Below are 23513 nucleotides of genomic sequence, written 5' to 3' on the forward strand. Positions count from 1 at the left end.
GGGTATGTAAATAAATTATCTAATGCACTGAATGTTAACATCTTTAAATGGAAAAATCATTTTTCCATTTGCAATAATTTTGTTTTTATCTGTTCTTCTTGGGGCAAGCGGATTTCCAGGCTTTGCGCCACATTTTTATTCGTGCTGACCGAGAAATATTTAGGGGGATACAGTTTTTGTTTTAGCGTGCTGCCGCTCGTCAATATTTGTTCTGCTAATTCCCGTATATGGCGGGCGATTTGCTTGGGGGAAGAAAATACCGCGGAGATGGCGCCGGCGTTGACATAGGCCTTGGAAAAACCGATGAAGGGGATGTTATAGCGATAGCTGGTCAACAACAGATAGGGAACGGTTTCGCGGTTATGAATCATAGGGTCCGGTAAAGCTAAAATTACGTCGGATTGTTTGCAGAGTTCGTCGAATTGATGATTGAGTTCGTTGGGGGAATTGATGCGGCGGGTGATGAGTTGCAAGTGTCTTTTTACTGTTTCTTGTTGTAACTTGGTCGTCTTGTTAGCGGAAAAGTTAGCCGTTAAAACGCCTACTTTCTCTATACTGGGTAATATCGTAGTTAATAAATTGAGTTGCCTGGCAATCGGTTGGTCGAGGACAATACTGTAATGCTGTGTTGAATTTGGGCATTCGCTGGAAAAACATAAACGCCGGTCCGCGATGCTGAACCTCGACAACAAGGTATTTAATGTCGTCACATTGGATTGATTGATAAGCAAAGCGGCCTCGAACCCCAGTGTGATGGCCAAAGAATAAGCTTTTTGGTTAAGAGTGTTAACGATTATTTCATCGCTATAGGAATAATCGACGCTGACTTCCGGGCGGAATTTGTGGTTCCGTAATTCCTTAACCACTTGGTCATGGATTCTGGAACTGGCGTCGGCAACGATCAGGATCGATTGGTTGGCCGATAAAGCCATCGAGGAAAAAACAAGGGACGCAACAATGCCCGTAACGCAACCCGCTAACCTATGGGCAAAATGCATTACTTTAGTTAAGGTTCTGTGGGGGCAGAACGCTAAAAAACTCATGTGGGATTGTCGGTCTCGGTGAAGTTGGCTGGCTATTGAGTGTTAATATGCTTGTTGAAGCAGATTGAGGTTGAGTGTTCTAGTTAATTGTTCTGTGCGTTAAGTTTAACGTGAAACGACGATAACACCTAATCTTAGTGGGGGTGTTGCCCGGCCGGTGAGGCAAATTATCGCCAAAACCGACCAGGAGAGAAGGCAAAACATGCTAATCTCAAGGTAGCATAAAGCCGCGAATCGCAAAATAAATAAAGGCGGACAGCAGTCCCGATAAAGGCACGGTAATGACCCAGGCGGCAGCGATTTTGTATAAATGCGAGCGCTTAACCAGTTGTTGGCGATAGGCTTTTTTCAGGCTTTTACGCTCCTTGCGACTTAATTGGCTGGCCTCTTTTTTTGCCTTGAGTTCTTTGAGGATTTCGGCCTTTTTTTCGATCGTCGCCGCTTCGAATTCCTGCAATATGGCTTCGACTTTTTCCGGGTCGACGTGCTGATGATGTTCCCTAATCTCGGCGATTCTTTTGGCGTTGCTATGTTTCAGGTATTCCCGTAAAAAACCAACGCCGAAGATCGCGCCGACCGCGGTATGGGTCGAGCTGACCGGCAGTCCCAGTTGGCTGGCCAAAATCACGGTGATGGCCGCGGCCATGGCGACACAGAATGCACGCGTCTTATCCAGATCGGTGATTTCGCTACCTACGGTGCGAATCAGTTTTGGGCCGTACAAAGCCAATCCGATAGCGATACCAAAGGCGCCCACTAGCATGATCCATAAAGGAATGGCCGCTTTTTTGGCGATGCCGCCGCTGAAGATTGCATCATTAATGGCCGCTAACGGCCCGACCGCATTGGCCACGTCGTTGGCGCCATGAGCAAAGCTCAATAGGGCCGCGGAACATATCAACGGAATCGCGAACAGGGTGTTGACGCTTTCCTTGTTGTTTTCCAGTTTTATTGACGCCTTTTTAATTATCCATCATAAGGTTTAAACCACCGGCTTTAGCCGGTCAGCTTTAGCTGCGATAATTTGCCCAAGGAGGTGGCGATGGACTATAGATACGGCAGCCATACGGTTTACCAAATTGAGTATCATTTTGTTTGGGTTACGAAGTATCGTTATAAAGTGCTGAAGGATGAAATAGCCGAACGAGTGAGAGACTTGGTGCGGCAGACATGCGAAGCCTTTGAGATACGGATTATCAAAGGTGTCGTGAGCAAAGATCATGTGCACATTTTGGTGAGTGCGCCGCCGACTATGGCCCCAAGCGAAATCATGAGGCGAATCAAGGGACGAACTTCGAGCTATCTGTTCGAAGAGTTCCCGCACTTGAAAAAGCGATATTGGGGTCGACATTTTTGAGCCCGCGGTTATTTTTGCGCCACAGTGGGGCAAATGACTGATGAGATGATAAAGCAATATTTGGAGCATCACTTTGAACCTAATCCAAACGATAATTTCAAGATGGAGCCCGACTAAGACGCGTCGTTTAGTCGACGCGTATCCGGACTTTCAGTCCGTTATTGGAACCCACCCGCTTGAGCGGGTGGTTGTTTAGTATTGGCGTGAGCAAAAAAAAGGTAGCAATGGCGATAGCCAAACCGATGCTCGCTGCGGTTAGGAAATCGACTTTGAAGATATGTTTAATCCCTTTTAAGAGAATGTAGGTGGTAAATGCCCATGTCATCAGCGCAATCAGGATTGGCACGATTCTTTGCGCCGAACCGACCATATCCTGTTGATAAGTAATAGTGCGCTTGATCAGGTATAAAAACGAAGCCGCGATGACACCACCAAGAACGGGGGAAATAACCCAACTGGCGGCGATTTTGCCGAATTCGGGCCAATTGGCGATCCCCAAGCCGCCGGCCGCGATGCCAGCGCCCAACACGCCGCCGACGATCGAATGGGTGGTGGAAACCGGCGCATTCAGAGCCGTTGCGATATTCAGCCAAATGGCCGCCGCCAATAGCGCCGCCATCATCAACCAGATAAAGGTGTTGGCATCGCGAATCATGGCGGGATCGATAATGCCTTTTTTTATCGTCCCGACCACATCGCCACCGGCAATTATGGCGCCGGATGCCTCGAAAATTGCGGCGATGATGATGGCACCGAAGAGCGAAACGGCCTTGGAGCCGACCGCCGGACCGACATTGTTGGCGACATCGTTGGCCCCTATGTTCAGTGCCATATAGGCGCCGATGACAGCTGCCGTGATCAATATTTGATTGCCGTTGCTTGGTATTACATAGCCTGTGACGTAATAACCGACGGCTAGGATGAACAGAAAGGCCGTGCCGGCCTTAAAAAGGTCTCGGGCGAAGGGATGGCGATTGGGGTTATGGGCAACGTGTTCTAAATTCATGGAAAATCCAGTTTTAGTTATGTTGTGAAGTTAACCGCTCATTATGAACAATGTTACAAAAATATGACAGCCTTGTTGTGCTTTTGAATAAAGGCGTCATTCGCGAAAGAAAAGCTGACTAAAAGTTTATTGCTAATAAAACCTCTTGTTTTATAAGAAAATAGTTCATGCGTGAAAGACGAGTGTGCTTGCATTTGACGGCATAATCCTTTAACGTAGACGCCTATCCGCAAGGCTAGGGGTGCTTGTTGCTGTGAGTTTGGCAACGGGCTGAGATAAACCCTTTGAACCTGATCCGGCTAACACCGGCGTAGGAAAGCCATCACTTCCCTGCGCTTGAGATTTATTGAATTTTGGAGATAAGCATGAGCGCTGTCCGCAAAGAGATTGCCGCTGGTAGTGCCAGTAGCGTAAAAATCGATTCCTATCCCGCATCCGAAAAAATTTATGTCGAAGGCAGTCGTCCCGATATCCGTGTACCGATGCGCAAAATCACCTTGTCCGATACGCCGGCCCATTTTGGCGCGGAAAAAAATCCGCCCCTTTATGTTTATGACACTTCCGGGGTCTATACGGATCCTAGTGTTGAGGTTGATCTGCAAAAAGGCTTGGGTTCCATTCGTGGCAAATGGATCGAAGAGCGTAACGATACCGAATTGTTGGAAGGTCCGACTTCAGCTTATGGAAGCGAGCGGCTGCACGATCCTGTCACCGCACACCTGCGATTCGAGCATATCCGCAAACCGCGCCGAGCTAAGTCCGGGATGAATGTGACGCAAATGCATTACGCCCGGCAAGGCATTATCACGCCGGAAATGGAGTACATCGCCATCCGCGAAAACCAAAACATGGAGGAGATGCGTGAATATCTGAAAGGCCGGCATCCCGGCGAGGCATTCGGCGCATCGATTCCGGCCGTCATCACGCCGGAATTCGTGCGAGACGAAGTGGCCAGAGGCCGCGCCATCATCCCTGCCAACATCAACCATCCGGAATCGGAACCGATGATCATCGGCCGCAATTTCCTGGTCAAGATCAACGGAAATCTGGGCAACTCGGCGATCACATCCTCCATTGAAGAGGAAGTCGAAAAAATGTTGTGGGGTATCCGCTGGGGCGCCGATACGATCATGGACTTGTCGACCGGCAAGAACATCCATGAAACCCGCGAATGGATTCTGCGTAATTCGCCGGTGCCAATCGGAACCGTGCCGATTTACCAGGCGCTGGAAAAAGTCGATGGTAAGGCCGAAGAGCTGACCTGGGAAATCTTCCGCGATACCTTGATCGAACAGGCCGAACAAGGGGTCGATTACTTCACGATTCATGCCGGCGTGCGGTTGCACCATGTGCCGTTGACTGCCAAGCGTTTGACGGGCATTGTTTCGCGCGGCGGCTCGATCATGGCGAAATGGTGTCTGGCGCACCATACCGAAAGCTTCCTCTATACCCATTTCGAGGAAATTTGCGAAATCATGAAAGCCTATGATGTGTCGTTCTCGTTGGGCGACGGTTTGCGTCCGGGGTCGATTTACGATGCCAACGACGAGGCGCAATTCGGAGAATTGGAAACGCTGGGCGAATTGACCAAGATCGCCTGGAAACATGACGTGCAAACGATGATCGAAGGACCGGGCCATGTGCCATTGCACATGGTCAAGATCAACATGGACAAACAATTGGAAGATTGCCATGAAGCGCCGTTCTACACCTTGGGGCCTTTGACCACCGATATCGCGCCCGGCTACGACCACATCACCTCGGCGATCGGTGCGGCCAATATCGGTTGGTACGGTTGCGCGATGCTGTGTTACGTGACGCAAAAAGAGCATTTGGGTTTGCCGAACAAGGAAGACGTGCGCGAAGGCATCGTCACCTATAAAATCGCCGCCCATGCCGCCGATCTGGCAAAAGGCCATCCGGCCGCGCAAGCACGCGACAATGCGATGTCCAAAGCCCGTTTCGAATTCCGTTGGGAAGATCAATTCAATATTTCACTGGATCCGGAGAAAGCGCGTTCTTTCCATGATGAAACACTGCCTAAGGAATCGGCCAAAATCGCTCATTTCTGCTCCATGTGCGGTCCGCATTTTTGTTCGATGAAAATCAGTCAGGACGTGCGTGATTATGCCGCCGAAAAAGGTATAGACGAGAACGAAGCATTGAAACAGGGAATGGATGAGAAATCGCATCAATTCCTGGAGGAAGGGGCCGATATCTATCATAAAATTTAATGGGATCAACGAAGGGCGCGGTAATGCGCCCTTTTTTGTACCAAGATTAAAGCGTGAAGATCGGATAGGCTTTTCCTAGGGAAGGATATTTAAAACAACTAATATAATCATTGCCGCATAGTCGCCATGGTAATTAAAATAATAGGTTCTTACATGCGGTTTGCTTTATAACTATTTGGAGGTTTCTAGGTTTATGAAAAAAATGCTTGTTTTAGGATTGACAGTTGCCGGACTGTCATTAATTTCCTTAAATGCATCGGCTAAAAGTGACGACAGCGAATACCCTGCGGCGTATTTTCAGCCGAAAGTGGTTTACATCGATAAAGATGCGGTCAAAGAAAGCGGAAAGGCGGCCAAGGCCAAGAAAAGAAAAGCAATGTTCGATCCGAAATACCCGGCTGCTTATTTCGAGCCCAAAGTCATTTATCCGTAACCGGACGCAAGCCGGGTAATGAAAAAGGCAACCGAATGAGTTGCCTTTTTTTATGCGTTTTAAGGTTGTTTCGTATTACATTGATTGAGCGTTTTTGCTCCGCGATAACATCGCCTCGATGTTGTGTTTCATCGCGTTAAGTTCGAACCCCCCCAATTTTTTCAAAACGATATCCCCCCCTGGCGATATCAGGAAGGTTGTCGGCGTCAGCATGACCCCGCCGAATGCCTTGCTGAGCTCGGCTCTCAAATCCAGAGCAATGTCGTAGGGCAGCTGTTTGATTTTACTCATTTCGACAACGTGGCTGGGTAGGTCGTAATACATGGCCACAGCGATCATTTCCAGGCCATGCGGATGAAACAGGCGGTATAACTCAAGCAGATGGGGGATTTCCTCGATACAGGCCGGGCAGTCGGTGGCCCAGAACGTGATGATGACGGGGCGACCTCGCAGGTTCCGCAGGCTGATGTCTTTATTGGAAATGGTCTTGAAACTAACGTTCGGGGCGGGATGGGGGGTGGGGTCGGTTAGAAGCCAACCAACCAAGGACAAAACGGTCAATAAACCGGCAACCAAGATCAATTTATGTTTCATCTTTTGTCTGGTCTTCGCTCGTTTGTTTATAGCTATCGCACAGGGCACGGTACAACGGGACCGGGTTGAACAATTTTGACGTGGCGGTGGCGAAAAATGTTGCGGCCATTAGCGGAATCAGGATTTCGTTGCTGTTTGTCATTTCCATCACCAGTACGAAGGATGTCAATGGCGATTGCAGCATGCCGGAAAAATAAGCCGTGATGCTGAGCAAAATCATCACCGATGCCGGGGCGATAGGGAACCAGTGGGCCAGATTGACGCCTATGCCGGCGCCGGTGGCGATCGAGGGCACGAAGATACCGCTGGGTATGCCGCTGAAATAAGTGGCGCAGGTCGCCAGCATCTTGAATATGGGGTAAAGCGGGTCCATCTCGCCTGTACCCTGTAAAATCGCCTTGGCTTGCTGATAGCCGGTGCCGGAGGTTGTACCACCGGAATAATGCCCCAGTATGGCGATGATGCCGCCGCAAACGAAGGCGATCGTTACGATGGATAAACCGGTGCGATTCAGCAGTCGGCTGCCGCTGAGAATGATTTTACTGAACAGCCCGCCCATCAAGCCCCCGGCGATGCCGCAGAGCGGGACGGCCAGCCAGCTTTGGTCCCACGGCAAGACGAAGTAATTGTCCGAGAAAAAGATGTAGCTGTTCAGGATCGCGTAGGCGGTGACGCCGGAGAATACGATCGCGGTCAGCACCATGCTGCTAACTTTTTCTTCCAAGGCGCGCCCCATTTCCTCGATCGCGAAGATGATGCCGGCCAGGGGAGCGCTGAACATGGCGGCAAAACCGGCGGCGCTGCCGGCCAAAATCAAGCCTTTCTCCATGTAATGGGTGGGAAATCTGACCGCTTTGCCCAGCGAGGACATAAACGATGCGCCGACATGGGTGGCGGGACCGCCGAAGCCGACCGAGGCGCCTGACAACAGCCCCATGATGGGCAGCAGCATCTTACCGACGACGATACGCAACGACAATAGCTTTTCGCGTTGACTGAGGTTGTCGCTGATTTCCAGGGCCACCTTGACTTGCGGGATGCCGCTGCGTTCGGAACCGGGGAACAGGCGAAAGGTCAACCAGGCGATCATACTTAATCCCAGCGGCGCGATCAGGAAATTGAACCAGAAGTAGCGCAAGGATAATTGCCGATAGGTTTCGGCCGCCCACTCGCTGAGCATCGTCATGGCGACAATTAATAGGCCGACCATGATGGCGCCGCACCAGAACACCAGGCGCTGTTTCCAAGCCGAGACCGAGAGCAAAGAAGCGGATTGTTCCGTCATGAAGAATTCTGTTGGGTGAATTATTGCAATTATATCAAAGCTGTTAAAATAATGGGCGACCCCGAAACCCTGGATGATAGGTAAATGAAGAAGATATTGATCTCGGACAAATTGGCTGACGACGGCATTAATTTTTTGAATCAGCAGCAAGGCATTCAAGTCCACATTCAAACCGGCGTGTCTGAAGACGAGCTGTGCGCATTGATTCCGGAATTCGATGCGTTACTGATACGTAGCGGCTCCAAGGTTACCGAAAAAGTGCTGAAAGCGGGCAAGAACCTGAAGGTGGTCGGCCGCGCCGGTATCGGGGTGGACAATGTCGATGTCAAGGCGGCCACCGAACTGGGCGTGATCGTCATGAACACGCCGGACGCGAATGCCACGACGACCGCGGAATTGGCCATCGGCCATATTTTCTCGTTGAGTCGTAATCTGCCGCAAGCCAATCTTTCGGTCAGGGAAGGGAAATGGGAACGCAGCAAACTGATGGGGGCCGAAGTCAGCCACAAGACCTTGGCGATTCTGGGTTTCGGTACGATCGGCCGTATCGTCGCGCAACGGGGTAACGGCTTGAAAATGCGGGTCATCGCCTACGACCCCTTTGTCACGCCGGAGGTGTTCGCCGAATATGGTGCCGAACCGGTCACGTTGGAAGAGTTGATTAAGCAGGCCGATTACCTGACGTTACATTGCCCGATGACGGAAAAGACCCGCGGTATCATCGGTGCCGAACAGCTGGCGATGATGAAGAAATCGGCCATTTTGATCAACTGCGCCCGCGGCGGCCTGGTAGATGAGGAGGCGCTTTATAAGACATTGGAGAATGGCGACATCGCGGGCGCGGCCCTGGACGTGTACGAACACGAACCGCCCAAGGATTCCCCCTTGCTGAAACTCGATAACATCGTTTTTACGCCGCACCTCGGCGCATCCACCCGCGAAGCGCAGGTGGCGGTCAGCGTCGAGATTGCCAGGCAGGTCGTGACCTATCTGAACACGGGCGAGGCCGTCAATGCGTTGAACTTGCCGCGTCTGTCGGCGGAAGAGCTGAAAAAATCGCGCCAGTTCATGATGTTGGCGAAGATATTGGGCAAGATGCTGGTCAATTTGGTCGATACGCCGATCAAAAAACTGGAGGTCGGCACCTATGGCAAGGCTGCCGAGGTCGAAATCCGTCCCATTTCGGTCGAGGCGCTGGTGGGGATGCTGGCCGATCAATTCGATACGCCGGTCAATAGCGTCAACGTCGAAAGCATCGCCAAGCGTCAGGGAATTTCGCTGATCGAGACCAAGACCGAGGAATCGCAGGGGTATCTGTTTTTGATCAAGGTAACCGGCCATTGCCAAGGACGCACCGTATCGTTGGAGGGGACCTTGTTGGGGGATTGTCATCCGCGCCTGGTCAGTATCGATCAATTCGAAATCGAGGTAGTGCCGGAAGGCACCTTGTTGATTACCCGCCACGACGACAAGCCAGGAGTCATCTCGGCGATCAGTTCGGTATTGGGCGAGTCGAATATCAATATTTCCAGGATGCAGGTGGGCATGGCCGATTCCCAGCAACAGGCGATGGCGGTGATCAGTGTCTCCGATCCGTTGGACGAGAAACTGGTGCAGGCGGTTTGCGATATTCCGGCGGTACATACGGTCAAACAGATACATCTATGAGCTACGAAACCATTTGCTTCGACTGCGACAGCACCTTGAGCCGGGTCGAAGGGATAGACGAGCTGGCGCGCCGCAGCGGCAGGTTCGAGCAGGTCGCGCAGCTGACCAATGCGGCGATGAATGGCGAGCTGGCGCTGGAAGAGGTGTACGAAAACCGGTTGTCGTTGATCAAGCCAGACAAGGCCGCGATCGATTGGCTGGCACAGCTTTACATCGACGAGGTTGTCGCCGGCGCTCGTGAAACGATCGTCCAATTGCAGCAACAGCATAAACAGGTCCATATCATCAGCGGCGGTCTGCGCCAGGCGATATTGCCCTTGGCCGAATTTCTTGGCGTGCCGCCGCAACAGGTGCATGCCGTGGATATCGAGTTTAGCGAACAAGGCGAATACCGAGGCTTCGACAAGACTTCGCCGTTGGCCTATAGCGGCGGCAAAGCCGAGATTTGTCGGCGGATCATCGCCGGCAACGGTTCCGTCGCGATGGTCGGAGACGGCAAGACCGATCTCGAAGCCAAACAGGCCGGAGCGACGGTGATCGGTTTCGGCGGCATCGTGGCCAGGGAGGCGGTCAGAGAGCAGGCCGATTATTTCGTGGTCGAGCCGAATCTTTCGGCGCTATTGAGTTATCTGACATAAACGAGTTCGATATGCCTTGGGCTGAATGATAGAATTATCGATTGATCCAGTAATTGTCGATGGGTAAAGCCGGCTGCAAACTTCGATTTTCTTCCGTCTATAGGGTTTGGACTGGCGCGTAACCTGACACTATAAACGGTTGAGTTGCATGATTTTCCTGCAATAGGTCTTTGTCGCCCTTAGCGAGAAAATATGGCGCTCCATCGGTTGGGTTGAATGAAACGAACCCAACTTCGATTTTAGAACAGCTTCATTACTGAGCAATCACAGGATAGAAGAATTAGTTAAGAACGAAAGAGAGAAAACATGGCAGGACATAGTAAGTGGGCGAACATTAAACACCGTAAAGGCGCCCAGGATGCGAAACGAGGCAAAATTTTTACCAAAATGATTCGGGAAATTACCGTTGCGGCCAAGGCTGGCGCGGACCCGACCAACAATCCGGCACTTCGTTCGGCGATCGACAAGGCGTTAGGCGCCAATATGAAAAAGGATACGATCGAGAATACCATCAAAAAAGCGACCGGGGCGCTGGATGGTGTTAATTACGAGGAAGTTCGTTACGAAGGCTACGGCCCAGGCGGCACGGCGGTCATGGTGGATTGCTTGACCGACAACCGCAACCGGACCGTCGCCGAAGTACGCCACGCCTTCTCCAAGGCGGGGGGCAATTTGGGTACCGACGGCTCCGTGGCTTATATGTTCAATAAAGTCGGCATCATCAGTTACGATGATTCGGTGGATGAAGACAGCTTGATGGAGGCGGCTATGGAAGCCGGCGCCGAAGATATTATTACCAACGACGATGGTTCCATGGATGTGATGACCACGCCGGAAGACTATCTGTCGGTCAAGGAAGCGATGATCGCGGCCGGTTTCAAGCCGGCCAATGCCGAGGTAACTATGCAGGCGGACAATAAGACCGACTTGGATGCCGACGCGGCCGCTAAAATGATGCGCCTGATCGAACGCCTGGAGGACCTGGACGATGTCCAGGATGTATATTCCAATGCCGACATCAGCGATGAAATCCTGGAGAGTCTGGGCGAAGATTGAGCGAATGCAAACAGGGAGAATGACTGTTTTATTGTCCCGAGCAACAGTGATGGAATAATGGCCGTTTGCTGTCCCGGCAGTAAACGGCCTATTATTAAGACCATCCGGCATTGAAGTCATTTATCCATTCGCAACTCGTGTGGTTTTGAGAGCACATAACAATTGACCAGAATTCTTGGAATAGACCCCGGTTCGCGCATTACCGGCTACGGCATCATCGAATCATCGCCGCAGGGTAATCGCTATATTGCCAGCGGCAGTATCCGTATTAATGCAGAATCCTTTCCGCAACGCTTGAAGCAGATTTTTGACGGCGTGACGGAGGTGATTGCGCTTTACCGTCCGCAGCAAATGGCGATCGAGCAAGTGTTCATGCACAAGAATGCGGACTCCGCGTTGAAACTGGGCCAGGCCAGGGGCGCGGCGATTTGCGCGACGTTGAACAACGATTTGCCGGTTTACGAATATGCCGCCCGTCAGGTCAAACAGGCCTTGGTCGGCAAGGGTAATGCCGAAAAGGAACAGGTGCAGCACATGGTAAAAATTTTGCTCAATATTCAAGGCGAGATGCAGGTCGATGCCGGCGATGCATTGGGTATTTGCCTGTGCCATAGCCATCATCGGGAAACCGAAAAACGTTTGCGGCAGGTGCGGTTGTGATTGGTTTTTTGCGTGGCAAACTGGTTGCCAAGGCGCCGCCGCAATTGCTGATCGATGTGCAAGGCGTCGGCTATGAGGTCGAGGCGCCGATGACCACCTTTTACGATTTGCCCGCGCTGGGAGAGGATATCAGGCTATTTACCCATCTGGTGGTGCGCGAGGACGCGCATATCTTGTTCGCTTTTTCCACCGAACAGGAGCGCATGATGTTTAGGACGTTGATCAAGGTCAATGGCGTGGGCCCGAAAATGGCGCTGACGATTCTTTCCGGCCTCAGCGCCGAGGAATTTCACCGTTGCATCCAGGAACATGACAGCCATGCGCTGGTCCGTCTGCCAGGTGTCGGCAAAAAAACCGCCGAACGTTTGATCATCGAGATGCGCGATCGATTGCCCGATTTAAGCGAGTCCTCAGCTACGGACGTTAAAGTAAGCGCCGACCCGGAAAGCTTTGCCGCCGCCAATCCGAGCCAGGAGGCAATCTCGGCGCTGTGCGCACTGGGCTACAAACCCCAGGATGCGGCCAAGATGGTGCGTGCCGTGGCCAGCGAGGATAAGCGCTGTGAAGACATTATTCGTCTAGCCCTGCAAGGAGCGGTACGATGATCGAAAGCGATCGCTTGATCAGTGCGCAAGCTTCGCTGGATGAAGAACGTCAGGATCGGGCAGTTCGTCCCAAGCGCCTGGCCGATTACGTCGGACAACAGGAATTGCGCCAGCAGATGGAGATCTTCATCAAGGCGGCGGTCGGTCGCAACGAGGCGCTCGATCATGTCTTGATCTTCGGCCCGCCGGGCTTGGGTAAGACTACGTTGGCCAACATCATCGCCACCGAAATGGGCGTCAATATTCGCCAGACTTCCGGGCCAGTGCTAGATAAGGCCGGCGATCTGGCGGCCCTGCTGACCAACCTGGAAGCGCACGATGTTTTGTTCATCGACGAGATCCACCGCCTCAGTCCGGCGGTCGAGGAGGTCCTGTATCCGGCCATGGAAGATTACCAGATCGACATCATGATCGGCGAGGGGCCGGCGGCGCGTTCGATCAAACTGGATTTGCCGCCGTTTACGCTGATCGGCGCGACCACCCGGGCCGGATTATTGACGTCGCCGTTGCGCGACCGCTTCGGCATCGTGCAACGCCTGGAATTTTACGCTGTCGACGAGTTGGCACGCATCGTGGTGCGTTCCGCTGGCCTGTTGGGTATCGGCATGGATAGCGGCGGCGCCGATGAAGTCGCGCGACGTTCCCGGGGTACGCCGCGCATCGCCAACCGGTTATTACGACGGGTGCGCGATTTCGCCGAGGTCAAGGGCGATGGCATGGTCGATCGCGAGATCGCCGGTCAGGCCTTGAAAATGTTGAAGATCGACGATAACGGTTTCGATGCGTTGGATCGAAAATTATTGTTGTCGATGATCGAACATTTCGAAGGCGGGCCGGTCGGATTGGATACATTGGCCGCCGCGATAAGCGAGGAACGCGGCACGATCGAGGACGTGCTGGAGCCGTATTTGTTGCAGCAAGGCTTTATCATGCGCACGCCCAGAGGGCGCATCGTGACCCGCAAGGCCTATCTGCATTTTGGCCTGCGCGCGCCGGAAACGGAACCGGTCAGCGGCGATATCTTCGATAGTTGAAGAGCTTCGCCAAGGTAGCTTGGGTCGAGAATCATGAAACCTAACGCAAGCAGTAACAACAGACTTGATTGAGTCATGGGAAAATTTAACTGGCCCGTCAGGGTCTATTACGAGGACACCGACGCCGGCGGCGTGGTGTTTTACGCCAATTATCTGAAATTTTTCGAACGAGCACGAACCGAAATGTTGCGTTCTTTGGGATTCGAACAAGATCGATTGATCGAGGAACAAGGCATTATTTTCGTCGTGCGTTCGGTGCAAGTCGACTATCTGAAACCGGCGCGTTTCAACGAGCAAATTCAGGTCAGCGCGGAAGTCACCCAAGCGAAAAAAACCAATTTTCTGTTCGCCCAGGAAATTTGTCGCGACGACGATTTGCTATGCAAGGGCGAAGTGCGCATCGCCTGTCTCGATGCAGAAACTATGCGACCCAAGGCCGTTCCGGCCGAAATCTTGGAACATCTAATATGAGCGGTAATTTCTCCTTTATTGAGCTGGTTCTGGAAGCCAGTTTCGTCGTCCAGTTCGTCATGCTGATCCTGCTGGCCGCCTCGGTCTTGTCCTGGACCTTTATTTTTACTAAGCGTAAGGAACTGTTAAGGGCGGTGGAAATCACCGATGATTTCGAAGAGGAATTCTGGTCCGGCGGCGAATTGGCCGAGTTGTACCGCAAACTGGCCAGCCATCAAATCGAGCCGGAAGGCATCGAAAAAATTTTCATGGCCGGCTACAAGGAATTCTCCCGGATGCATCAGAAGAGCGATCTCAGTGCGGAAATCAAGGTCGAAAGCGCGCAACGGGCGATGCGCATCGAATTGTCGCGCGAGCTCGACCGGCTCGACGAGACCTTGCCGTTCCTGGCGACGGTCGGCTCGACCAGCCCCTATGTGGGGTTGTTCGGTACAGTCTGGGGCATCATGAATTCATTCCGCGCCCTGGGCGAAATCAAACATGCGACGCTGGCGAATGTCGCGCCCGGCATTTCCGAGGCGCTGATCGCAACTGCGATCGGTTTGTTCGCGGCGATTCCGGCGGTGATCGCCTATAACCGTTTCGCCACGCGTTTGGAAAGACTGTCGGGCCGTTACGAGCTGTTTATCGACGAATTCGCCAGCTTGCTGCACAGGCAGGCCTTGCACAAATGAGCCGGCGTCCTCGCAAAAGAAAGCCGATGGCCGAGATCAATGTGGTGCCCTACATTGATGTCACCTTCGTGTTGCTTATCATCTTCATGATCACCGCGCCGCTGGTGCAAACCGGGGTCGATGTCGATTTGCCGCAAGCGGCGACAGCGCCGGTGGAGCAGAAGAACGAGCCGCCGGTGATCGTCTCGATCGACCGGCAAGGCCGTTATTACATCGATATCGGCGAGCAGCAGGAAGACGAGCCGGTACAGCCTAAGGAATTGCTGGTGCGGGTGGCGGCGGTGTTGCGCAACAAGCCGCAGACTCAGGTCTATATCCGCGGCGACCATCGGGTCGATTACGGCAAGGTCGTGACGGTGATGGCGGCGTTGAAAAACGCCGGCGTGCCCAGCGTCGGCTTGATGACTTCACCGCTGGAACAATGAACATGAATAGCATGCAAAAATTCGGTCTGTCCTTTGCCATGGCCCTGGGTATGCATATTTGCTTGCTATTACTGTTCGGCTTTAGTTACGACAGCGAGCCCGAAGTCAAGACGCAAAAGCCGTTGCCGGAAATCATTCAAGCCTCGGTATTGGATGACGAACAAGTGATACAGGAAGCCGAACGCCTGAAACAGGTCGAGATCACCAAGAAGGAGCGTCAACAGCAGTTGGCCGAGCAACGAAAGGTCGAGGAACGCCGCTTGCAGCAAGCGCAAGAACAACGCTTGCGCGAAGAAAAGAAGGCGCGCGAACTGGCCGAACAAAGAAAGCAAGCCAAGATCGAGGAGCAAAAACGGCAGGCCGAGTTGAAAAAACAGCTGGTTGAAGAAGCCGCCAGATTGGCTAAGATAAAGGAGCGGCAGGCGGCCGAGGAAAAACGCCTGCAACAACAGCGCGAGGCCGAGCAAAAACGGATCAAAGAGCAGAAGGAGGCGGAGGCCAGAAAACGCGAACAGGAGCGGTTGGCGGCCGAGAAGAGGAAACAGGAGCAACTGGCCAGAGAGAAGGCGGAGCAGGCGCGCCGCGAGGAATTGGCCCGGCAGCAAGCGGCGGCGGCCAAGGCCAAGGCGGAACAGGATCGTCAGGCGACGATCACGGCGACGGCGGCGATTCAGCAGAAGGTCAATAGCAGCTGGATACGGCCGATGACTTCGAACAAGGGCTTGAGCTGTACGATTCGGGTGAAATTGTTGGCCAGCGGCGACGTGATGGACGCGCATGTCGTCAAAAGCAGCGGCGACGCGGTGTTCGACCGCTCCGCCGAAAATGCGGTGCGCAAGGCTTCGCCGCTGCCGGTGCCTAAGGATCCGTCTTTATTCGCCAGCCACTTTAGAACCTTTACCTTTATATTTAAACCCGAATAACGGCCGTATAGAGTCCGATAAATGCAATCAGGCGGGATAGGAAAAATGGTTTTGTTGAGAAAATTGATATTAGCTCTGTTAGTCGCGTTATCGATCAATGCGGCCCAGGCGGCATTGACGATAGAAATCACCAAGGGGGTGGAAACGGCGGTGCCGATTGCGGTCGTGCCGTTTGCCGAGCAAACGCCGGGGCGTTTGCCGGTTGACCTCGCGGCGGTGATTCAGGCGGATTTAAGCCGCAGCGGTTATTTTAAGACTCTGCCGGAACGCGATATGTTGAGTAAACCGCGCGACGCGGCCAGCGTTCGTTTCCGCAATTGGCAGGCGTTGGGACAGGATTATTTATTGATTGGTCAGGTCGGGCAAAGCGGAACTCGTTACCATGTGCAATTCCAATTGTTCGACGTCTACAAGGGCGAACAGATCATGGGGTATCGCTTGACCGTTTCGCCCTATGACCTGCGCCGCACCGCACACCATATCAGCGATTTGGTGTTTGAAAAACTGACCGGCAAGGCCGGAGTATTCGATACCCGTATCGCTTATGTGACCAGCAACAGCCTAGCCAACGGCAAGAAGCAATATAAACTGCAGGTGGCCGATGCCGACGGCTATGCTCCCAAGACCATCGCCGCCTCCTCGGAGCCGTTGATGTCGCCGGCGTGGTCGCCGGACGGTAAAAAAATCGCCTATGTGTCGTTCGAACGTAAGCGTTCGGCCGTTTATGTGCAAACATTGGCGACGGGACAGCGTCAACGGGTGGCGGCCTTCAAAGGCATCAATGGCGCGCCGGCCTTTTCGCCGGACGGAAACCGGCTAGCGTTGACCTTGTCCAAGGACGGTAGCCCGGATATCTATATTTTGAATTTGCTGGATCATTCGCTGTATAAACTGACCAAAAGTTATGCGATCGATACCGAGCCGACCTGGTCGCCGGATGGGCGTTATATCGTCTTTACCTCGGACCGTGGCGGCAAGCCGCAGTTGTACATGATGCCCAGCACCGGCGGGCGGGCCAGCAGGTTGACATTCAGCGGCGATTACAACGCCCGAGGCCGTTTTTCTCATGACGGCAAGAGCATCGTCATGGTGCATGCCAACCGGGGTGATTATCGGATCGCGGTGATGGATATGGCCACGCGCACCGTCAACGTCTTGACAGCGGGGCGGCTGGACGAATCGCCGAGCTTTGCTCCAAACGGCACGATGGTGTTGTATGCCGCGAAGAAGGGAGGGCATTCGGTGTTGTCGGCGGTCTCCGTCGACGGCAGTATGCAGCAGAAACTGGCCTTTGAAAGCGGCGATGTGCGCGAACCCGCCTGGGCGCCTTGAGCACGGCAAATTGTATTGAACGCATTGTTTCGGCACGCGCGGCCTTAGGCTTTGCCGAGCGGTGATGGAAGGCAATTTTAACAGCTTTAACTAAAGACTATTATTCGGGGAAAAACGATGAGACTGAACAAAACTTATTTGGCCGTCGCCATGGCCGCTGCATTGTTGAGTGGCTGTAGTTCGACGGAGGAGAAGGCGGACTTATTGGAAGGCGGTCAGAGCGCCGCCGCGGTCGAAGGAGCTGCGACCTCAGGTTATAGCGAAGGGACGGGGATCAGCGGCAGCGAGATGATGGCTAGCGAACTGAGTCCCGAGGAAATGGGCGCGGAATTTACCGATCCGATGAACCCTCTGTCCAAACACACTATCTATTTCATGTATGACAGCAGCCAGGTACAGCAGGATTTCATCCCGGTGATTGCCGCCCACGCCCAATATTTGTTGGCTCATCCGGCGCAACGCCTGGTGCTGCAAGGCCATGCCGATGAGCGCGGCTCCCGCGAATACAATATTGCCTTGGGCGAACAACGGGCCAAATCGGTCGCCAGGATGATGAAGGTGCAAGGCGTCGCTGAAGGGCAGTTGGAGGTGGTCAGCTATGGCGAGGAAAAACCCGCCGCGGAAGGGCATGACGAAGCTTCCTGGCAACTAAACCGCCGCGTCGAACTGATTTATCAAGGTCGTTAAATGAAGGTCAAATATTTGTTATTATTGCCGTTTTGTGCGAGCCTGGCGGCGCAACCCAAGCCGCTGCCTCCGGTGATCGACAATTCCACCTATCCGGGCGGGGCGGCCTATGCCGGCGGCGGCACGCCTTCCAATAATGCTTTGTACGAAGTCCTCGGCAGACTGGAGCAGTTGCAATTGGAAGTGCAGCAATTGCGTGGCGTGGTCGAAGAGCAGGCGCAAGTTATCGAAGAACTGAAAAGCCGGCAGAGCAATATTTATTCGGATCTGGATCAGCGCTTGCAGGCCTTGAGCGGGGGTGTTCAGCCCAGCGATGCGCCGGTGACGGCGTCGCCGCCGTCAAGCGCGCAGATGCCGTCGCCAAGTGAGTCGTCGGCGCCGCAGAGCGTCGCTCCGACGGTCAATGAAAAACAGTTGTATCAGGAAGCCTATGAAACGTTGAGAAACGGCCATAACACGCAGGCGATCGCGGCGTTCCAAGCCTTGCTCAGCCAGTTTCCTGCCGGCGAGTATGCCGATAATGCCCAGTACTGGTTGGGCGAAGCCTACAAGGTCAACCAAGATATCGACTCGGCCCGCGTGGCTTTCACCAAGGTGGTCGAGCTGTATCCGAACAGCCCGAAAGTGCCCGATGCGCTGCTGAAGCTCGGTTATATCGAGTTCGAACAGAAAAACCTGGCCAAGGCGCGTGACTACCTGTCCCGCGTGACGGTTAACTACCCCGGAACGACGGCGGCCCATTTGGCGGCTAAAAAATTGATGCAGATGGACCAGCCTTAATACGCATGGAAAAAACGTTACGCATTACCGAGATTTTTTATTCGCTGCAGGGCGAGGCCAACACGGTCGGATTGCCGACCGTGTTTGTCCGCTTGACCGGGTGTCCGCTGCGCTGTGTCTATTGCGACACTGCCTATGCCTTCAACGGCGGCGAAAAAAAGACCATCGCGGAAATTCTGGATCAGGTCAAACAATATAAAACACGCTATATCACCGTCACCGGTGGCGAGCCCTTGGCCCAGCCGGCCTGCATCGATTTGTTGCGCTTGCTGGTCGAGGAAGGCTACCAAGTGTCGCTGGAAACCAGCGGGGCACTGGATGTTTCGGCGGTCGATTCGCGGGTCGTCAAGGTGCTTGATCTGAAAACGCCGGCATCCGGCGAACTGGAGCGGAACTGCTATGACAACATCGAGTATCTGAACCCAGGGGATCAGGTCAAATTCGTCATCGCCGACGAGACCGACTATCAATGGTCCAAGGATACGATGGAACAACACCGGCTGGCGGACAGGTGCCAGATCCTGTTTTCGCCCGTGATGGGACAGATGCCCCCCGAGCGTTTGGCCGATAAAATCCTGGCCGATCAATTGCCGGTTCGCTTTCAAATCCAACTGCATAAATACCTGTGGCAAGACGCCCAGGGAAAATAAATCATGTCGAAAAAAGCCATCATCTTACTGTCGGGCGGTCTCGATTCGATTACCGTGCTGGCCTACGCCAAGCAGCAGGGTTATGCCTGTTACGCGTTGAGCTTCGATTACGGCCAGCGCCATAATGCCGAACTGAATGCCGCCAAAAACATCGCGCAACACTACCAAGTGGTCGAGCATAAAGTCATCAATTTGGGCTTGGGCGCCATCGGCGGTTCGGCGCTGACCGATGAGCATATCGCCGTGCCGCATGAACCCCAGGAGGGGATTCCGGTGACCTATGTGCCGGCGCGCAACACGATTTTCCTGTCCTTCGCGCTGGGCTGGGCCGAGGTCTTGGAGGCCCGCGACATCTTCATCGGCGTCAACGCCGTCGATTATTCCGGTTATCCCGATTGTCGTCCGGAATTTATCGAAGCCTTTCAGAAGCTGGCGAATTTGGCCACCAAGGCCGGCGTCGAAGGACAAAAAACCATCATCCATACGCCGTTGATCGATCTGAGCAAGGCGGAAATTATCAAGAAAGGCCTGGAGCTGGGCGTCGATTATCGCCAGACGGTGTCTTGTTATTCCGCGGACAAGGAAGGGCGCGCCTGTGGTAACTGCGATGCCTGCCGGTTACGGGCTGCTGGTTTCGCTAGTCTTGGCGTCGCCGATCCCACCCGCTATCAAACACAGGCGGGCGATGCCTAAGTAGTGTTCGTAAAGATGACGTGCCATGCACTTCTTTCGCGCGTATGACCAATCGGGCGGTATGGGGTGCTTTCCCTTGTTCGTTCTCGTTCATTCGCTTCTCAGTGAGCCGCCATGCCAATCCGCTTATTAGAGAAAGCCAAGAGACGGCCGAAACCTGTTCTGTCGGCTAGGATAATTTAGCGATCTGATCTAAGCTGACTGTATTCAAACTGTATATCGCCCTATAAGCGTAATAAAAGCATGAGTGTGAGTCAGACAAAATCACAGTTCGTTGCCGTAGCCTCGATTGCCGCCGAGCTAAGCGCAGTCATGGATGTGGCCAAGGAAATATCGCTGGCTGCGGCCAACGCCAAGGCCATCGCCTTTCGCGCCGGAGAAAAGGCCAAGGGCTTCCAGCCCATCACCGATTTCATCAACGAATTGGCCAAGGAAACCATTCAGCTGGTCAACGATATCAACACCCATGCTCTGCATTTGTACCAACTGACTGTGAACGAATATCGCATGACCGAGGCGTGCAATAAATTCGAACAGGTTTATCAAATGAGCGCCGATGCGCCCTATGGCCGGTCGATGGAGCAGCCATTAAACAACGCTCGGCAAAAAATGGCCGAATGCCGCAAGAACTTCAATATCCATGTCGGGCAATTACTCGATCAACTCGCCGAGGTGATGCATCCCGCCAGGGCCGCCAGGGTCATTGCTGCCAACTCGAGAATAGAAGCGTCACAGGCCGGCGAATACCTGCAGAGTCTCCAAGCCGTGGCCGAAAGCGTCGATCATGCCGCTCAGACCATCCACGACAAGGTGCAAAAGTGCAGGAGTGCGCTGAGCGTCATCGACTTGGCCGATCAATAACAAAACGGGCAATCATTTCGACAAACGAGGTATTCACACCATGAAAATGAGCAAAATATACGAGGGAGCGTATCAATGGATCATGTTCGGGCGCGATCCCAACAAGCCCGAGAAAATCATCGACACCAATCAGTATGTCGTCAGAACCGCCAAGCGCTGTCTGTTGCTCGATCCTGGCGGCGTCGAGTTGTTCGCGCCAATGCTGGCGGCCGTGCTCCATCACGCCCCGGTCGAAGAAATCACCGATTTATTCGCTTCGCACCAAGACCCCGACATTATTTCCTCGCTGGGTTTATGGGACCAGGCCTTGCCCCATGCCAAGCTGCATGCCCCCGCTCTGTGGGAAGGGTTTCTCAGGCATTTCGGTTGCGAAACGATCGAATATGTCCCCATTCCCGATAACGGTGGCATTATCCAGCTGGATGCAGTAGAATTGCGCCTCATTCCGGCACACTATATGCATTCTTCGGCGAATTTTAATGTGTATGATCCCGAAGCGAAAATTTTGATGTCTGGAGACATAGGCGCGGCATTGGAGGCTCCCGGAGCGCCGATGTTCGTTGATGATTTCGATGCGCATGTGGAGAAAATGCGCTATTTCCATCAGCGCTGGATGCCTTCAAACCAGGCGAAGCGGGTTTGGATCGATCGGGTGCGAGACCTTGATATCGACATCCTGGCTCCGCAGCATGGCAGAATCTTCAAGGGCGACGATGTCAAACGTTTCCTGGATTGGTTCGAGGCATTGCAAGTAGGAATCGCGGTTTAGCAACTTTTTTACAAAAATATGAAAAAAAAGTTGCCAAGCTATAAAAAATCTTTATAATAGTAAATCTTTCTCGGGTCGTTAGCTCAGCCGGTAGAGCACCGCACTTTTAATGCGATGGTCGAGCGTTCGAATCGCTCACGACCCACCACGAATTAACAAGAAAACCAGCTGCTTAGCTGGTTTTTTTATGCCCGTCGTTTTTGTTTCCAAGTATTATCTATCTCCAAGGAAATGTTTTAGGCTAAATTTATAAGTCTAAAATCTAATCGCGATTTATCAAATCACTTAGATTAAATTGATGCCGCAATTACTTAGCTAAGAAACAAGAACAGTGTAATCATGCCTAGATGCTGGATTATTGCCGGTCCTAATGGTGCGGGTAAGTGTCGGGCAAATAATTCGACGGTAAATAACCACAGTCATTCCGGCATGGACTGCCGGAATCTAGTGCTCATGGATGAGCATTTATGCAAAAGGACTTATTGCCAAGCACTTAAAACAACGTTCGCGCTGGAATATTTGCCGAAAGTTGCAAATTGCTCTCATTAAGTGCCTAGAAAAAAGTCAGACGGTCTTAGGTGCTTCGTCATTCCGGCATGGATTGCCGGAATCCAGTTATCATGGATGATGATTTATACAACTATACTTATTACCAATCACTTATATTAATGCCGATTTAATTGCGGCAGGGTTATCGCCATTGGCGCCTGAGCGTGAATTGATAGCAGCTAGTCGTATTTTTTTGCATGAGATTGAAACGTGCATCAAAAAGAGCCAAGATTTTGCCTTTGAAACGACTTTATCGGGGCGAACAGTTTTAAAATTGATTAAATGTCTGCTCGATGCAGGTTGGCAGGTGGAATTGATTTATCTGGCCCTGCCTTCCGTTGAAATGTCGAAAGCGCGTGTGGCGGAACGCGTTAGGCATGGCGGGCATAATATTCCGTTAAAAGACATTGAACGTCGGTTTGCGCGCAGTTTGAATAATTTACTTACTGAGTTCAGTCATACGGTAAGGGGCTAGAAATAAATCCGATTGTCTTAGGCGCTTCGTCATTCCGGCATGGATTGCCGGAATCTAGTTATCATGGATGATGACTTATACAACTGAACTTGTTACCAATCACTTAAACAGTTGTTTATGCTTTATGAATATTGGAGATGAACCGGTGCTGGTGTTTGAACAGCAAGGTGAACAACGCAATATCATCCACGATATGTATTATCAGCTTTTTATAGATCAGGTCGAGTTATGAATACCGTCAGAAAACAACCCTCTGAACAAAGCAGAATTATTCTCGCTTCACTAAAGGAAGCAGTCGGCAAGGCGTTGGATAAAAAGCGTCGGCTAGGCCAATACGCTGTCGTTTGGGAGAATGGAGAGTTGGTCTACAAAGGCGAGGATGCGCCGAAAATGGAGCGACAACAGAAATAGTCTGATATCTCACTAGGATTGGTATCGACACATTCAGATATTCGGAATGTGGTAATTTCTTCCAGTACTTTTTTCTGATTAAAAGGGCGACGAATGATGGAGGCAGGGTTTTCGCCAATATGCTGAAAAATGATGTAAAGTTAATCATAATCCGCTTAACGAATAACATCTTCTCGACTTAATCGAAGGGACCTCAGCCA

At 52.5% G+C, this 23513-nt stretch carries 27 protein-coding genes, 1 tRNA gene, 1 pseudogene and 1 riboswitch; of the genes and pseudogenes, 24 read left to right on the top strand and 5 right to left on the bottom strand.

Going from position 1 to position 23513, the window contains the following annotated elements; all coding sequences use genetic code 11:
* Positions 1-56: 56 nt before the first annotated feature.
* Together EP25_RS22595 and EP25_RS0117135 are read right to left on the bottom strand one after the other, a co-directional pair.
* Positions 57-932, bottom strand: a complete 876-nt coding sequence (locus EP25_RS22595; RefSeq protein WP_051906801.1) for an ABC transporter substrate-binding protein — start codon at positions 930-932, stop codon at positions 57-59.
* Between the two features lie 322 nt (positions 933-1254).
* Positions 1255-2013 carry an inorganic phosphate transporter gene (locus EP25_RS0117135; RefSeq protein ID WP_084191079.1) on the bottom strand — a complete coding sequence of 253 codons (759 nt, stop codon included), beginning with the start codon at positions 2011-2013 and terminating at the stop codon, positions 1255-1257.
* Positions 2014-2085: 72 nt separating this feature from the next.
* Here EP25_RS0117135 and tnpA point away from each other — a divergent pair.
* Positions 2086-2517, top strand: a pseudogene (tnpA, locus tag EP25_RS22085) (IS200/IS605 family transposase).
* Between the two features lie 10 nt (positions 2518-2527).
* On the opposite strand, the gene EP25_RS0117150 reads toward tnpA, so the two are convergent.
* Complete coding sequence (locus EP25_RS0117150; protein WP_084191080.1) at positions 2528-3406, bottom strand: inorganic phosphate transporter; 879 nt, start codon at positions 3404-3406, stop codon at positions 2528-2530.
* A 227-nt stretch (positions 3407-3633) separates the two neighbouring features.
* A riboswitch (TPP riboswitch) is annotated at positions 3634-3740 on the top strand.
* Positions 3741-3771: 31 nt separating this feature from the next.
* Between EP25_RS0117150 and thiC the strand changes: the two genes are divergently transcribed.
* Both thiC and EP25_RS0117160 read left to right on the top strand, forming a co-directional pair.
* Positions 3772-5640, top strand: a complete 1869-nt coding sequence (gene thiC, locus EP25_RS0117155) for a phosphomethylpyrimidine synthase ThiC (protein WP_031435029.1) — start codon at positions 3772-3774, stop codon at positions 5638-5640.
* Between the two features lie 193 nt (positions 5641-5833).
* Positions 5834-6073 (top strand): hypothetical protein, encoded by a 240-nt coding sequence (locus EP25_RS0117160; RefSeq protein ID WP_031435030.1) that lies wholly within the window; start codon positions 5834-5836, stop codon positions 6071-6073.
* A 75-nt stretch (positions 6074-6148) separates the two neighbouring features.
* On the opposite strand, the gene EP25_RS0117165 is transcribed toward EP25_RS0117160, so the two are convergent.
* Together EP25_RS0117165 and EP25_RS0117170 are read right to left on the bottom strand one after the other, a co-directional pair.
* Positions 6149-6667, bottom strand: a complete 519-nt coding sequence (locus tag EP25_RS0117165) for a TlpA disulfide reductase family protein (RefSeq protein ID WP_031435031.1) — start codon at positions 6665-6667, stop codon at positions 6149-6151.
* A complete protein-coding gene (locus EP25_RS0117170; protein ID WP_031435032.1) occupies positions 6657-7952 on the bottom strand; it encodes a chloride channel protein in 1296 nt (431 codons plus the stop codon). The genes EP25_RS0117165 and EP25_RS0117170 overlap by 11 nt, the downstream gene beginning before the upstream one ends.
* Before the next feature lie 84 nt (positions 7953-8036).
* Between EP25_RS0117170 and serA the strand changes: the two genes are divergently transcribed.
* From serA to EP25_RS0117275, 21 genes are all read left to right on the top strand, one after another.
* Complete coding sequence (gene serA, locus EP25_RS0117175) at positions 8037-9620, top strand: phosphoglycerate dehydrogenase (RefSeq protein WP_031435033.1); 1584 nt, start codon at positions 8037-8039, stop codon at positions 9618-9620.
* Positions 9617-10258, top strand: a complete 642-nt coding sequence (locus tag EP25_RS0117180; protein ID WP_031435034.1) for an HAD-IB family phosphatase — start codon at positions 9617-9619, stop codon at positions 10256-10258. Before serA ends, EP25_RS0117180 begins: the two co-directional genes overlap by 4 nt.
* Positions 10259-10564: 306 nt before the next feature.
* The gene (locus EP25_RS0117185) at positions 10565-11314 is read left to right on the top strand and encodes a YebC/PmpR family DNA-binding transcriptional regulator (RefSeq protein ID WP_031435035.1); all 750 of its coding nucleotides are present in this window, start codon (positions 10565-10567) and stop codon (positions 11312-11314) included.
* Positions 11315-11476: 162 nt separating this feature from the next.
* The gene (gene ruvC, locus EP25_RS0117190; RefSeq protein ID WP_031435036.1) at positions 11477-11974 is read left to right on the top strand and encodes a crossover junction endodeoxyribonuclease RuvC; all 498 of its coding nucleotides are present in this window, start codon (positions 11477-11479) and stop codon (positions 11972-11974) included.
* Positions 11971-12579 (top strand): Holliday junction branch migration protein RuvA, encoded by a 609-nt coding sequence (gene ruvA, locus EP25_RS0117195; protein WP_031435037.1) that lies wholly within the window; start codon positions 11971-11973, stop codon positions 12577-12579. Before ruvC ends, ruvA begins: the two co-directional genes overlap by 4 nt.
* Complete coding sequence (gene ruvB / locus EP25_RS0117200; protein WP_200875099.1) at positions 12579-13613, top strand: Holliday junction branch migration DNA helicase RuvB; 1035 nt, start codon at positions 12579-12581, stop codon at positions 13611-13613. Before ruvA ends, ruvB begins: the two co-directional genes overlap by 1 nt.
* A gap of 75 nt (positions 13614-13688) precedes the next feature.
* Positions 13689-14084, top strand: a complete 396-nt coding sequence (gene ybgC, locus EP25_RS0117205) for a tol-pal system-associated acyl-CoA thioesterase (RefSeq protein ID WP_031435039.1) — start codon at positions 13689-13691, stop codon at positions 14082-14084.
* A complete protein-coding gene (gene tolQ, locus EP25_RS0117210) occupies positions 14081-14758 on the top strand; it encodes a protein TolQ (RefSeq protein ID WP_031435040.1) in 678 nt (225 codons plus the stop codon). The genes ybgC and tolQ overlap by 4 nt, the downstream gene beginning before the upstream one ends.
* 26 nt (positions 14759-14784) lie before the next feature.
* Complete coding sequence (tolR, locus tag EP25_RS0117215) at positions 14785-15183, top strand: protein TolR (RefSeq protein ID WP_235185936.1); 399 nt, start codon at positions 14785-14787, stop codon at positions 15181-15183.
* Positions 15184-15185: 2 nt separating this feature from the next.
* Positions 15186-16106 (top strand): cell envelope integrity protein TolA, encoded by a 921-nt coding sequence (tolA, locus tag EP25_RS22090; protein ID WP_235185937.1) that lies wholly within the window; start codon positions 15186-15188, stop codon positions 16104-16106.
* 45 nt (positions 16107-16151) lie between these two features.
* Entirely contained in the window at positions 16152-17438 is a 1287-nt protein-coding gene (gene tolB, locus EP25_RS0117225; protein ID WP_031435043.1) for a Tol-Pal system beta propeller repeat protein TolB, read from the top strand.
* Between the two features lie 117 nt (positions 17439-17555).
* Positions 17556-18125 (top strand): peptidoglycan-associated lipoprotein Pal, encoded by a 570-nt coding sequence (gene pal, locus EP25_RS0117230; RefSeq protein ID WP_031435044.1) that lies wholly within the window; start codon positions 17556-17558, stop codon positions 18123-18125.
* Positions 18126-18905 (top strand): tol-pal system protein YbgF, encoded by a 780-nt coding sequence (gene ybgF, locus EP25_RS0117235; protein ID WP_031435045.1) that lies wholly within the window; start codon positions 18126-18128, stop codon positions 18903-18905.
* Positions 18906-18910: 5 nt separating this feature from the next.
* On the top strand, positions 18911-19555 hold the full coding sequence (gene queE / locus EP25_RS0117240; RefSeq protein ID WP_031435046.1) for a 7-carboxy-7-deazaguanine synthase QueE: 645 nt from the start codon (positions 18911-18913) through the stop codon (positions 19553-19555).
* A 3-nt stretch (positions 19556-19558) separates the two neighbouring features.
* Positions 19559-20248: a 7-cyano-7-deazaguanine synthase QueC gene (gene queC / locus EP25_RS0117245; protein ID WP_031435047.1), complete on the top strand. Its 690-nt coding sequence runs from the start codon at positions 19559-19561 to the stop codon at positions 20246-20248.
* Positions 20249-20491: 243 nt separating this feature from the next.
* A complete protein-coding gene (locus EP25_RS0117250) occupies positions 20492-21109 on the top strand; it encodes a hypothetical protein (RefSeq protein WP_031435048.1) in 618 nt (205 codons plus the stop codon).
* A gap of 40 nt (positions 21110-21149) precedes the next feature.
* Positions 21150-21878 (top strand): oxygen-binding di-iron domain-containing protein, encoded by a 729-nt coding sequence (locus EP25_RS0117255; protein ID WP_031435049.1) that lies wholly within the window; start codon positions 21150-21152, stop codon positions 21876-21878.
* Positions 21879-21950: 72 nt separating this feature from the next.
* Positions 21951-22026: transfer RNA gene (locus EP25_RS0117260), tRNA-Lys, on the top strand.
* Between the two features lie 552 nt (positions 22027-22578).
* The gene (locus EP25_RS0117265; protein WP_200875050.1) at positions 22579-22902 is read left to right on the top strand and encodes a zeta toxin family protein; all 324 of its coding nucleotides are present in this window, start codon (positions 22579-22581) and stop codon (positions 22900-22902) included.
* A 124-nt stretch (positions 22903-23026) separates the two neighbouring features.
* Positions 23027-23134, top strand: a complete 108-nt coding sequence (locus tag EP25_RS0117270; protein ID WP_031435051.1) for a hypothetical protein — start codon at positions 23027-23029, stop codon at positions 23132-23134.
* Positions 23131-23313, top strand: coding sequence for a hypothetical protein (locus tag EP25_RS0117275; protein WP_031435052.1), 183 nt, complete (start codon positions 23131-23133; stop codon positions 23311-23313). Before EP25_RS0117270 ends, EP25_RS0117275 begins: the two co-directional genes overlap by 4 nt.
* The last annotated feature ends 200 nt before the right edge of the window (positions 23314-23513 follow it).

Source organism: Methylomarinum vadi (genome assembly GCF_000733935.1).
Lineage (GTDB): Bacteria > Pseudomonadota > Gammaproteobacteria > Methylococcales > Methylomonadaceae > Methylomarinum > Methylomarinum vadi.